11 protein-coding genes are annotated in these 12,316 nt (G+C 60.2%); 2 read left to right on the forward strand and 9 right to left on the reverse strand.

Annotated features, from left to right (window positions below):
- Positions 1-104: 104 nt before the first annotated feature.
- Genes plsX through DNK50_RS24670 form a run of 3 tightly spaced genes read right to left on the reverse strand, consistent with a single transcriptional unit; the run spans position 105 to position 1,846 of the window.
- The gene (gene plsX / locus DNK50_RS24660; RefSeq protein ID WP_099587173.1) at positions 105-1,115 is read right to left on the reverse strand and encodes a phosphate acyltransferase PlsX; all 1,011 of its coding nucleotides are present in this window, start codon (positions 1,113-1,115) and stop codon (positions 105-107) included.
- Between the two features lie 4 nt (positions 1,116-1,119).
- Positions 1,120-1,302 carry a 50S ribosomal protein L32 gene (gene rpmF / locus DNK50_RS24665; RefSeq protein WP_008152339.1) on the reverse strand — a complete coding sequence of 61 codons (183 nt, stop codon included), beginning with the start codon at positions 1,300-1,302 and terminating at the stop codon, positions 1,120-1,122.
- A 13-nt stretch (positions 1,303-1,315) separates the two neighbouring features.
- Positions 1,316-1,846: a YceD family protein gene (locus DNK50_RS24670; protein ID WP_032886799.1), complete on the reverse strand. Its 531-nt coding sequence runs from the start codon at positions 1,844-1,846 to the stop codon at positions 1,316-1,318.
- A 105-nt stretch (positions 1,847-1,951) separates the two neighbouring features.
- Between DNK50_RS24670 and DNK50_RS24675 the strand changes: the two genes are divergently transcribed.
- Positions 1,952-2,530, forward strand: coding sequence for a nucleoside triphosphate pyrophosphatase (locus tag DNK50_RS24675; protein ID WP_099587174.1), 579 nt, complete (start codon positions 1,952-1,954; stop codon positions 2,528-2,530).
- A gap of 71 nt (positions 2,531-2,601) precedes the next feature.
- Here DNK50_RS24675 and DNK50_RS24680 read toward each other — a convergent pair whose 3' ends face one another.
- From DNK50_RS24680 to rluC, 3 genes are read right to left on the reverse strand one after another with little or no spacing between them, the layout of a single operon-like run.
- The gene (locus tag DNK50_RS24680; RefSeq protein WP_099587175.1) at positions 2,602-3,585 is read right to left on the reverse strand and encodes a S49 family peptidase; all 984 of its coding nucleotides are present in this window, start codon (positions 3,583-3,585) and stop codon (positions 2,602-2,604) included.
- 21 nt (positions 3,586-3,606) lie between these two features.
- On the reverse strand, positions 3,607-4,269 hold the full coding sequence (locus tag DNK50_RS24685; protein WP_112196502.1) for an HAD-IA family hydrolase: 663 nt from the start codon (positions 4,267-4,269) through the stop codon (positions 3,607-3,609).
- Positions 4,256-5,215, reverse strand: a complete 960-nt coding sequence (rluC, locus tag DNK50_RS24690; RefSeq protein ID WP_071483181.1) for a 23S rRNA pseudouridine(955/2504/2580) synthase RluC — start codon at positions 5,213-5,215, stop codon at positions 4,256-4,258. The genes DNK50_RS24685 and rluC overlap by 14 nt, the downstream gene beginning before the upstream one ends.
- A gap of 759 nt (positions 5,216-5,974) precedes the next feature.
- On the opposite strand from rluC, the gene rne reads away from it, so the two are divergent.
- Positions 5,975-9,106: a ribonuclease E gene (gene rne / locus DNK50_RS24695; protein ID WP_177411565.1), complete on the forward strand. Its 3,132-nt coding sequence runs from the start codon at positions 5,975-5,977 to the stop codon at positions 9,104-9,106.
- A gap of 75 nt (positions 9,107-9,181) precedes the next feature.
- On the opposite strand, the gene DNK50_RS24700 is transcribed toward rne, so the two are convergent.
- From DNK50_RS24700 to DNK50_RS24710, 3 genes are all read right to left on the reverse strand, one after another.
- Positions 9,182-9,760, reverse strand: coding sequence for an NTP transferase domain-containing protein (locus tag DNK50_RS24700; RefSeq protein WP_112196504.1), 579 nt, complete (start codon positions 9,758-9,760; stop codon positions 9,182-9,184).
- Complete coding sequence (locus DNK50_RS24705; protein ID WP_112196505.1) at positions 9,757-10,743, reverse strand: XdhC family protein; 987 nt, start codon at positions 10,741-10,743, stop codon at positions 9,757-9,759. The genes DNK50_RS24700 and DNK50_RS24705 overlap by 4 nt, the downstream gene beginning before the upstream one ends.
- 145 nt (positions 10,744-10,888) lie before the next feature.
- Positions 10,889-12,220 carry a dicarboxylate/amino acid:cation symporter gene (locus DNK50_RS24710; RefSeq protein ID WP_099587180.1) on the reverse strand — a complete coding sequence of 444 codons (1,332 nt, stop codon included), beginning with the start codon at positions 12,218-12,220 and terminating at the stop codon, positions 10,889-10,891.
- Between the last annotated feature and the right edge of the window lie 96 nt (positions 12,221-12,316).

The raw sequence follows: 12,316 nt of genomic DNA on the forward strand, positions 1-12,316 counted from the left end.
GTCGTCAAAAATGCGCGCGCCGACTGTGGGAGCGCACGAAACTGACAGATTGGATGGTCAATTGAACTGGCCGGTCACATTTAAGCACTCCGGGGCCAATTCGCCTAAGGCAACAGATCCTCAAGACGTCCGTGCAAGCGTTGCGGCAGGTTCTCCTGGATTTCGATCAAGGCCCGCGCAATCGCACTTTGAAAACCTTCCACGCCGGCCGAACCGTGGCTTTTCACCACGATGCCCTGCAACCCGAGAAAACTCGCACCATTGTGCCGCGCCGGAGCCAGGTCAGCCTGCAGACGCCGCATCAACGGCAGCGCCAAGGCCCCTACGAGGCGCGATGCCAGGTTGCGCTTGAACAACGTCTCGATGCGCGTGGCGATCATGGTTGCCAGGCCTTCGCTGGATTTAAGCAGGATATTACCGACAAAACCGTCGCACACCACCACATCCGCTTCGCCACGGTACAAGCCGTCACCCTCGACAAAACCGATGTAATTCAAGCCCCGAGCGCCCTGCAATAGCGTGGCGGCAAGCTTGACCTGCTGATTGCCCTTGATGTCTTCGGTGCCGATGTTCAGCAAGGCCACGCGCGGTCGGGCCACACCCAGCGCCTCAGCGGCCACCGAGCCCATCACGGCAAACTGGAACAAGTGCTCGGCACTGCAATCCACGTTCGCGCCCAAGTCCAACAACTGGCAATAGCCTTTCTGCGTTGGAATCGCCGCAACCATCGCCGGCCGATCAATGCCGGGCAGCGTCTTGAGCACATGCCGCGACAATGCCATCAACGCTCCGGTATTACCGGCACTGACACAGGCCTGCACCTTGCCATCACGCAATAATTCCAAGGCCACGCGCATTGAAGAGTCAGGCTTGCCGCGCAGGGCCGTCGCCGGCTTGTCATCCATGCTGATGGTTTCGCTGGCCGGCGTAATTGTCAGGCGCGCGCGATCCACAACCGGATGGCTGGCAATCAATTCTTCAAGGAGTGAGGGTTGACCGACAAGGGTCAGGTGCAGCGAGGGCGTAGCAATCAGGCTGGCAATGCAGGCCTGAACAATGCTGCGGGGACCGAAGTCCCCGCCCATTGCGTCAATCGCGATGACTTGAGCAGACAAGTGATTACTCGTCAGCGCCCTTGTCGATCACTTTACGGCCACGGTATACGCCTTCTGGCGATACGTGGTGACGCAGGTGAATTTCACCAGTGGTTTTTTCTACAGACAGAGTGCTCGCCGTCAGGGCATCGTGCGAACGACGCATGTCACGGGCGGAACGGGATTTTTTGTTCTGCTGAACAGCCATAATTGATTAACTCCTAAACGTTTGGGTCACGCTTTAACTGCGCCAATACACTGAACGGGTTGGACCGCGTTACCTCGTCCTCGCTCGGTTCGGCCTCGTCATCGAGACCCTCCGGCTGCTGGCATTCTTCCGGATGATGAGCAGGCACAATGGGCAAGGCGAGCAGAAGCTCCTCCTCGATCAGTGCATGCAGATCCAATGGATCTTCGCCCAGTTCCAGCACGTCATAACCTTTCGGCAACGACTGGGTATTCGCACCCTCCTTCACCACAGCGTAACTGCATTCGCTGTGAATCGGCAGGGTGACCAGCTCAAGACAACGCTGGCAAACCATTTTGACCTCGGTGTCGATAAAGCTGTGGATTACCACAGATTTACGTTCATCTCGTTCAAAAACGAATTTGGCCTGCACCGTACCGACAGTGTCGGAAAGCGGGTCGCAGAGTCTCTCCAAATCGGCCAGCAGCAATTCACCTTGAAGGGAAGTGCCACGATCAGCCAATTTGCGCGGGTCAACGTGAGGTGGAATCGGGTCATTCAACATAGGCGCAGCATTATAGGGATGCACCCAGCCATGTCAAAGGAAATTCAGCCCTGTGCGTCAGCCGGTCGCCCCGCTAGAATCGGCGGCTGCCTTGAGGAGTCGTATATGTTGCCTTTATTGCTCGCTTCCAGCTCGGTTTACCGCCGGGAATTGCTCAGCCGACTGCAGCTGCCGTTCACGTGCAGTTCGCCGGATATCGACGAAAGCCACGGCGCAAATGAATCCGCCGTGGAGCTGGTCAAGCGCCTGGCAGAAGAGAAAGCGCGCGCCCTCGCCGCCAGTCACCCTGGCCACTTGATTATCGGCTCGGATCAAGTCGCTGCGCTGGACGGCCGCATCATCGGCAAGCCGCACACGTTCGAAAACGCCCGCGAGCAGTTACTGGCCGCCAGCGGCAAGCGCGTGAGCTTCCTGACTGGCCTGGCGCTGCTCAATGCTGAGACAGGCCGCTGCCAGGTCGACTGCGTACCTTTTACGGTGCACATGCGCGAGTTGGACGCTGAACGCATCGAGCGTTACCTGCGCATAGAGCAGCCCTATGACTGTGCAGGCAGTTTCAAGGCTGAAGGGTTGGGCGTGAGCCTGTTTCAAAGCACCGAAGGACCGGATGCGACGAGCCTGGTAGGCCTGCCACTGATCCGACTGGTAGATATGCTGCTGGCCGAAGGCGTACAGACCCCCTGAGAACGCCACAAAACCAAATGTGGGAGGGGGCAAGCCCGCTCCCACATTTTGATCTACATGTAACCTGCGGCTCAGCGCAAGGTCGGGCCTTGGAAGCCCATATAGAAGGCCAGCTTCTCCGCCACGCTGGCACCGAGCTTCTTGGAGAAGCGATCAAACGGCGATTCCTCAACCGTGAAATCCACCAACTCCTTCTCGCCAATCACGTCCCGCGCCACCGAACTGGCACTGCCTAGGCCATCGATCAAGCCCAGCGGCAACGCCTGCTCGCCGGACCACACCAACCCGGAGAACAGCTCCGGATGGTCTTTATCCTTCAAACGATCACCACGCCCCTGCTTCACGCTGGCAATGAACTGGCGATGAGTAGTATCGAGCACGCCTTGCCAGAATTGGGTTTCATCGGCCTTTTGCGGCTGGAACGGATCCAGGAACGACTTATGCTCGCCCGACGTGTAGGTGCGACGCTCAACGCCAAGCTTCTCCATGGCACCGACAAAGCCGTAACCGGCCGCCGTCACACCAATGGAACCCACCAGGCTGGCCTTGTCGGCATAAATCTGGTCAGCAGCACTGGCAATGTAATAGGCCCCCGAAGCACCCAGGTCGGAAATCACCGCGTACAGCTTGATATCTGGATGCAGGCCGCGCAGACGACGAATCTCGTCATACACATAACCCGACTGCACCGGACTGCCGCCAGGGCTGTTGATGCGCAGGATCACGCCTTTGACCTTGGGATCTTCGAAGGCAGCGCGCAGGCTGCCGACGATGTTATCGGCGCTGGCTGGCTCCTTGTCGGCAATCACGCCGCGCACTTCGATCAACGCGGTGTAGTTGGCGCCACGGGTTGCGCTTTTCTCCATATCCATCAGCGGACTGAACAGCGCCAGCATGAGCAACAGATACGTGAAGGTCAGCAGCTTGAAGAAGATCCCCCAACGCCGTGCGCGACGCTGCTCCTGGACGCCAGCCAGGAGGGTTTTCTCCAGCAGCTTCCAGCTTTTATCGTCACTACTTCCAGCCTTTTCAGGCGCTTTCCACTCGTCACTCATACCATCAACCCCAGCAAAGACTTATTGGGCCCGACTCAGCCAGGCCTGCAATTCGGAAAAATGATCAATCGTCAGCCGAGGCTCGTATTGCTGCAAGGCCTCGGCAGCCTGGGCGCCATAGCTGACCGCCACGCTGTCCATGCCAGCGTTGCGCGCCATCATCAGGTCGAAGGAGGCATCGCCCACCATCAGCGCCTGACGCGGCGACACGCCGCAATGAGCCAGGATCTGCTCCAGCATCAGAGGGTGAGGTTTGCTGGCGGTTTCATCCGCTGCGCGGGTGATGTCGAAGTAATTTTCCCAGCCATGAGCCTTGAGCACCCGATCCAGCCCGCGCCGAGCCTTGCCGGTGGCGACAGCCAAGTGATAACCCTCGGCGCGAAACACCTCCAGCGATTGCACAACGCCCTCAAACAGCGGCGAAGGCTCAGCTTCCAGCGCAATGTAGTGATCAGCGTAATGTTCGCGAAAGGCGATCAGCTCAGCGTCACTGATTTCGGGGTACAGGCTACGGATCGCTTCAGGCAGGCCCAGACCAATAATGCCCTTGACCGCCAAGTCGCTGCACAGCGCAAAGCCTGAGCGGGTGGACGCCATGTGCATCGACTCGACAATGCGACCAATGGAGTTGGCCAGCGTCCCGTCCCAATCAAAAATCAGCAGCTTGTAGTCAAGGTGCGACACTCAAACGCTCCACGGTCTTGGCCCACATCTCGTCCACCGGCGCCTGCAATTTCAGTTCGCCACCATCCGGCAGCGGTACAGTCAGCATGTAGGCATGGAGAAACAGGCGCTTACCGCCCAAGTCCCGAATTTCCTTGGAAAAGTCTTCGTCGCCGTATTTGGTATCGCCAGCGATGCAGTGGCCCGCATGCAAGGTGTGCACACGAATCTGGTGGGTACGGCCAGTCACCGGCTTGGCCTCGACCATAGTGGCGAAGTCACCGAAGCGGCGCAGCACCTTGAACAGGGTCAGGGCTTCTTTGCCCTCCTCGTCCACTTCAACCATACGCTCGCCGGAACGCAGGTTGCTCTTCTGCAACGGTGCACGAACGCTTTTGATGGAGCTGGCCCAGTTGCCACGCACCAGCGCCATGTAGCGCTTGTCCACGCCATCACCACGCAGGGCGGTGTGCAGGTGGCGCAACATGCTGCGTTTCTTGGCGATCATCAACAGCCCGGAGGTGTCGCGGTCCAATCGGTGGACCAACTCCAACTCCTTGGCGTCAGGGCGCAACTGACGAAAGGCTTCGATCACCCCGAACGTCAGGCCGCTGCCACCATGGACCGCAATGCCGCAGGGCTTGTTGATCACGATGAGCTTGTTGTCTTCGAAGACAATCGACGCCTCAAGGCGTTGCAGCAGGCCCTGGGCCAGGGGCACAGGTTCGTCCCGCTCGGGCACGCGTACCGGCGGCACACGGACGATATCGCCCGCCTGCAGCTTGTACTCGGGCTTGATCCGACCCTTGTTCACGCGCACTTCGCCTTTACGCAAAATGCGGTAAATCAAGGTCTTGGGCACGCCTTTGAGCCTGGCCAGGAGAAAGTTGTCGATGCGTTGGCCGGCATATTCCGGCGAGACCTCAAGCAGCTGGACGCTGGGGGTCTGGGGGGCGGTAGTCGTCATGGCGGCGATGATAACAATTTTTTATGGAATTGAAGCACTTAATCATTGCTGCTATAGTCGCGAACGCCGCCAAAAGCGGCCTGGACAGAGGACTTGCGGCAAACTGCCGGCCCTGACCATCGCAATTCATCAGGACGCGAGGCCGTCCTACGGGGCTTTCGTCACCCTGGAAGGTTCGAGATTGTAACAAGCGCAGGTGACATGAGGCCTGAAGCGAGTGCAGAAAGCAGAGTGAATACTCGCGTTCTGCGCCGATATTTACGGCCAGTTCACAAAGTGCAGTCAGTCTTGTGCCAGACCACGGCGAATGCTTCGGAAACAACGCCTGTTAAGAGCTGAGTGTGAGCGCAGTCGCCCACATTCAGTCTTGTTTAGCCATGAGCGTGAACTCCCCATTGGAGAACACGGTAAATGCCAACCCGCTGCGGATTCTGCGCGCGGCAGCACCCGAATTATCAGGGATACGTGTAGGGTGGAGATGCACAACCGTCGGACCGTGTAGCACTAGGCTTATATTTAGACGCTTCATCTCGTCCACAGTCGCCGGTTGATTCCTCCTCCTGACCTTAGCTTTTGTTGAAGTGGTGCCTTTGTCACCACCGCTAACAAGCAGGACGCGTCCGTCGCGATACCGGCCCACATTGGCCGATTTTGCTGGACACTGGAGTGGCCAACCACTCTTGACGCACCTGACACCGACCGTGAGAAGTCGTGTGTGCCGAACGCCGTTTCCGGCAGCCCGGAAACCGACGGTACAACATGAAAAGAATGCTGATTAACGCAACTCAACCCGAAGAGTTGCGTGTTGCACTGGTAGATGGCCAGCGCCTCTACGACCTGGACATCGAATCCGGTGCACGCGAGCAGAAGAAGGCCAACATCTATAAAGGCCGTATTACTCGCATCGAACCAAGCCTTGAGGCTGCCTTTGTCGATTTCGGCTCCGAGCGCCACGGCTTCCTGCCCCTCAAAGAAATCTCCCGCGAATACTTCAAGAAAGCTCCTGAAGGCCGCGTGAACATCAAGGACGTCCTGAGCGAAGGCCAGGAAGTCATCGTCCAGGTCGAAAAAGAAGAACGTGGCAACAAGGGCGCTGCCCTGACCACCTTCATCTCCCTGGCCGGCCGTTACCTGGTGCTGATGCCGAACAACCCACGTGCCGGCGGTATCTCCCGTCGCATCGAAGGCGAAGAGCGCAACGAACTGCGTGAAGCGCTGAACGGCCTGATCGCACCAGCCGACATGGGTCTGATCGTTCGTACTGCCGGCCTGGGCCGCAGCAGCGAAGAAATGCAGTGGGACCTCGACTACCTGCTGCAACTGTGGACCGCCATCAAAGAAGCGTCCCTGGATCGTTCCGCGCCGTTCCTGATCTACCAGGAAAGCAACGTGATCATCCGCGCCATCCGCGATTACCTGCGCCAGGACATCGGCGAAGTGCTGATCGACAGCGTTGAAGCCCAGGACGAAGCCCTGACCTTCATCCGCCAGGTGATGCCGCAGTACGCCAGCAAGATCAAGCTGTACGAAGACAGCGTTCCGCTGTTCAACCGTTTCCAGATCGAAAGCCAGATCGAGACCGCCTTCCAGCGCGTGGTCGAACTGCCTTCCGGCGGCTCCATCGTGATCGACCCGACCGAAGCCCTGGTGTCCATCGACATCAACTCGGCGCGTGCGACCAAAGGCAGCGACATCGAAGAAACCGCCCTGCAGACCAACCTGGAAGCGGCTGAAGAAATCGCCCGCCAACTGCGCCTGCGTGACATCGGCGGCCTGATCGTGATCGACTTCATCGACATGACCCCTGCCAAGAACCAGCGCGCCGTGGAAGAGAAAGTCCGCGAATGCCTGGAAGCTGACCGTGCCCGCGTACAGGTCGGCCGCATCTCGCGCTTCGGCCTGCTGGAGATGTCCCGTCAGCGCCTGCGTCCATCCCTGGGCGAAAGCAGCGGCATCGTCTGCCCGCGTTGCAACGGCACCGGCATCATCCGTGACGTTGAATCGCTGTCCCTGGCGATCCTGCGCCTGATCGAAGAAGAAGCCCTGAAAGACCGCACCGCCGAAGTTCGCGCCCAAGTGCCGATTCCGGTTGCCGCCTTCCTGCTCAACGAAAAACGCAACTCGATCACCAAGATCGAACTGCGCACCCGTGCTCGTATCGTGATCCTGCCGAACGATCATCTCGAAACGCCGCATTTCGAAGTACAGCGCCTGCGTGACGACAGCCCGGAAGCCCACAGCGGCCAGTCCAGCTATGAAATCGCCGCTGCCGCCGCCGAAGTGGAAGAAGTCCAGCCGGCCGCCGCGACCCGCACCCTGGTTCGCCAGGAAGCTGCCGTGAAAACCGCGCCAGCCCGTGCCAACGCACCGGTCCCGGTTGAAGCTGCCGCCCCGGTTGCCGCGCCAGCCGCCCTGCCTGAGCCAAGCCTGTTCAAAGGCCTGGTGAAGTCGCTGGTCAGCCTGTTCGCCACCAAGGAAGAGCCTGCGGCTCCGGTTGTGGTTGAAAAACCAGCTTCCGAGCGCCCTGCACGTAACGAAGAGCGTCGCAACGGCCGTCAGCAAAGCCGTAACCGCAACGGTCGCCGTGACGAAGAGCGCAAGCCTCGCGAAGAACGTGCACCGCGTGAAGAACGCGCGCCACGTGAAGAGCGCGCACCTCGCGAAGCCCGTGAAGAAACCCCGGCCGTAGCCCGTGAAGAACGTGCACCGCGTGAAGAGCGCGCACCACGTACCCCACGTGCTCCGCGTGAAGATCGCAAGCCGCGTGGCGAGCGTGAAGAACGCGTGCGTGAACTGCGTGAGCCACTGGACGCTGCACCTGCCGTTGCCGCCGCCGCTGCAACCACCGAAGAGCGTCCGGCCCGCCAGCCGCGTGAAGAGCGCGCCCCCCGTGAAGAGCGCCAGCCGCGCCCACCGCGTGAGGAGCGTCAACCACGCGCCGAGCAAGCTGCTGCTGCCAGTGACGAAGAAGAAGTACTGACCGGCGAAGAGCAACTGCAGGAAGACGGCCAGGACAACGCCGAAGGCGATCGTCCACGCCGCCGCTCCCGTGGCCAGCGTCGTCGCAGCAACCGTCGTGAGCGTCAGCGTGATGCCAACGGCAACGTGATCGAAGGCTCGGAAGAGACCGGCGAGAACGCTGAAGGCGCGACTCACGAAGCCAACGAACCAACAGGTGCCGAACTGGCTGCCGGCTTGGCCGTTACCGCTGCCGTTGCCAGCTCGGTCATCAGCGCACCTGCTGAAGCCCAGGCTCACGAGCAAGCTGAACGCGCTACCGCCGCGGTTGAAGCTCCTGCTGTAGAAGAAGCACCCGTTGCCGAGGCCCCAGTGGTTGAAGCTCCAGTTGTTGAAGCCCCTGCTGTCGAAGCCACCACCCCGATCGAAGCCCCAGTGGTTCCGGAAGTGGAAGTGGAAGTAGCACCGGTTCGCGACGCACAGCCAGAAACCGAAGTGGTTGCCGTTGAACCTGCACCGGCTGCTGAGCCTCAACCAGTGGTTGAAGCCGTAGCAGAAGCTCCGGTTCAAGCCCCGGCTGCCGAAGAAGCTGCCCCGGCGGTGCGTGAAGTTCGCGAAGAACAGACCGCCTTCCAGTGGACTGCCGAACCTGCCGCCCCGGTTGAAGCACCTGCTCCAGCACCTGTTGTAGAAGAAGCGCCAGCGCCGGTTGTCGAAGCCGTGGTTGTCGAGCCAGCCCCAGTCGTTGAGGCCGCGCCAGTGGTTGAAGCGCCAGTGGTTGCCGAAGTCGCCGCCCCGGTGGTTGAAGCCGCGCCGGCCAGCGCCCTGACCGAAAACGGCCGTGCGCCGAACGACCCACGTGAAGTGCGTCGCCGTCGCAAGGAAGCTGAGGCCGCCGCTGCGGCAGCTCAGGAAACAGAAGCACGAGACTAATCCCTCGTCTGATTCCAGTAGCTACTAAAAAGCCCCGCCTGAGTGATCAGGCGGGGCTTTTTTTTATCTGCCGATTTATCGGTATTGCAACTTCGCGGGCACGTCCACATCCCACAACACGCCTGGATCCTCCACCTGCACCTCCTGCAACGCTGCCTGGTCAAACAGCAGCTTGGCACCGCGATCACCGGTCAGCGCCATCAGGTGCGGCCCGAACGCCCGGCCAAACGCGACGGGATGCCCATACTGCCCCAGCTGCACCGGCACACTAATACGCTCTGCCGACACCGCGCCAATCACGCGCTCAATACTCGCTGGCTGGATAAACGGCATATCGCCCAAGACCACCAGCCAACTCTCGGCTGATGCACTGGCCGCAACCGCAGCCGCGATGCTGTCGCCCATCCCCGCTGATTGCAACAGCAAGACCTGACAGCCATAAGCCTCAGCTAAGCGGATAACCTCCACACGCCCCGGCGAGGTCACCACCCAGCGATCCACTACACTCGCCGGCAAATTCATCAGCACCTGCTCGATCATTGGCCGCGTCACGCCGTCCAGGCCGATACATTGTGCCAAGAGTTTGTCCTGACCCGTCTCGGCACGGAACCGGCTGCCCTGCCCCGCCGCCAGCACAATCGCCGTCACGGTCACTCAGCCACCGCCGGCAACGGTTTTTTCTGCATCGGCGCCACGCCGTTCTTGATCGCGACAATTTCCGCCAGCAGCGACAGCGCAATTTCCGCCGGCGTGTGACTGCCGATATGCAAGCCAATCGGCCCATGCAAACGGGCAATCGCCTCTGCCGACAGACCCAGCGCGGCGAGGTTTTCGCGGCGCTTTTGGGTATTGACCCGTGAACCTAGCGCGCCGATATAAAAGGCACTGGAATTCAACGCCGTCAGCAACGCCATATCGTCCAGGCGCGGGTCGTGGGTGAGGCAGACAATGGCCGTGCGTTCGTCGGTCTGGATATTCAGCACCGCTTCATCGGGCATGCCCGGCACAAAGCGGCCATGTTGCTCTTCCCAGCCGTACACGAACTCTTCGCGTGGGTCGCAGATCAGCACTTCGAAATCCAGCAGGCGCGCCATTTCTGCCACATAGCGCGACAGCTGCCCGGCGCCAATCAGCAGCAGGCGCCAGCGTGGGCCGTAGATGGCGCGCAGGCGTTCGCCGTCGAACGTGACCACATCGGTCTTGCTCGCGCCGCTGAGTGTCACTTCGCCAGTTGCCAGATCAAGCTCCCGCGCAACAATCTGATGATCCTCGCAGCGCGCCAGCAACTGCGCGACCCAGCCCCAGTCGTCCACCCGCTCTTCGGTCAGGCGCAGCGTACCGCCACAGGGCAAGCCAAAACGCGCCGCCTCATCGCGGGTGACACCGTAGGTCACCAACTGCACCGGCGGGCCGTCATCGGGCAAGCGGCCGTCCTGCAGCCGGGCGATCAAGTCATCCTCGATGCAACCGCCGGAGACCGAGCCAATCACCACCCCATCGCCCCTCAGGGCCAGCATCGCCCCCGGTGGACGCGGAGCACTGCCCCAGGTCTGGACCACGCTGTACAACACCACTCGCTGCCCGGCGCGGCGCCACTCAAGCACGCTGCGCAGGACATTCAAATCCACACTGTCCATTCAGTCTCCCGCCAGCGTTGTTGATGAAGTATTCATTTACTGTAAAGCAAACCGATTCAAAAGTGGCCGGGCAGAAACGCAAACGCCCCGAACCAGTCGGGGCGTTTGCGGATAGCTGTTGGCGCGGATTCACGCCATCGGCGACTTACTTGACGACAGGTGCCGGGCCTTCGGCCACGCCCAGGTCATCGATTTCGCGGGTTTCCGAGATACCGGTACCGCCGGACGCCAGCTCGCTTTGCAGCTTGTCGGTGTCCAGTTCTTTGACCCACTTGGCCACAACGATAGTGGCAACCGCGTTACCGACCAGGTTGGTCAGTGCGCGGGCTTCGGACATGAAGCGGTCGATACCCAGGATCAGCGCCAGGCCGGCAACCGGGAGGTGGCCTACGGCCGACAGGGTTGCAGCCAGTACGATGAAGCCCGAACCGGTCACGCCAGCTGCGCCTTTGGAGGACAGCAGCAGCACCAGCAGCAGGGTGATCTGGTGGGTGATGTCCATGTGGGTGTCAGTCGCCTGGGCGATGAACACGGCAGCCATGGTCAGGTAGATCGAAGTGCCGTCGAGGTTGAAGGAGTAGCCAGTCGGGATGACCAGGCCCACTACGGATTTCTTCGCCCCCAGACGCTCCATCTTGATCAGCATGCGTGGCAGCGCGGATTCCGAGGAGGAAGTACCCAGCACGATCAGCAGCTCTTCACGGATGTAGCGGATCAACTTGATCACGCTGAAACCGTGAGCACGGCAGATACCACCCAGCACCACCAGCACGAACAGCAGGCACGTGATGTAGAAGCAGATCATCAGTTGGCCCAACTGCACCAGGGAACCTACGCCGTAGGCACCGATGGTGAACGCCATGGCGCCCAGGGCACCGATTGGCGCGAGCTTCATGATCATGTTGATGATGTTGAACATCACGTGGGCGAAGCGATCGATGAAGTCCAGCACCGGCTTGCCGTAGGCACCCAGGCGATGCAGGGCGAAACCGAAGATCACCGAGAACATCAGCACTTGCAGGATATCGCCGTTGGCGAAGGCGCCGACGATGGTGTTCGGAATCACGTTGAGGATAAAGCCGACGATGCTCTGGTCTTTACCGGCGGTCACGTAGGCCGCGACTTTGGAAGCGTCCAGGGTCGCGACGTCGATGTGCATGCCGGCGCCCGGTTGCACAACGTTCACCACGATCAGGCCGATCAGCAGGGCAACGGTGGAAACAATTTCGAAGTACAGCAGCGCGTAGCCACCGGTTTTGCCGACCGATTTCATGCTTTGCATGCCAGCGATGCCGCTGACAACGGTGCAGAAGATGATCGGGGCGATGACCATTTTGATCAGTTTGATAAACCCGTCACCCAGCGGCTTGAGGGCCACACCGGTCTGCGGGTAGAAGTGACCGAGCAAAATACCGATAACGATTGCAACGATCACCTGGAAATACAGGGATTTGTAGATTGGCTGACGAGTCGTCATTGCAAAATTCCTCAATCGTCCCGTGTGGCAAATATCCGCCATTGCCCACGACACTTGAATTGCGAACCCTCCTGCACTGGAGGGATTTGTTGTTTG

The organism is Pseudomonas sp. LG1E9 (assembly GCF_003290225.1).
Lineage (GTDB): Bacteria > Pseudomonadota > Gammaproteobacteria > Pseudomonadales > Pseudomonadaceae > Aquipseudomonas > Aquipseudomonas cyclaminis.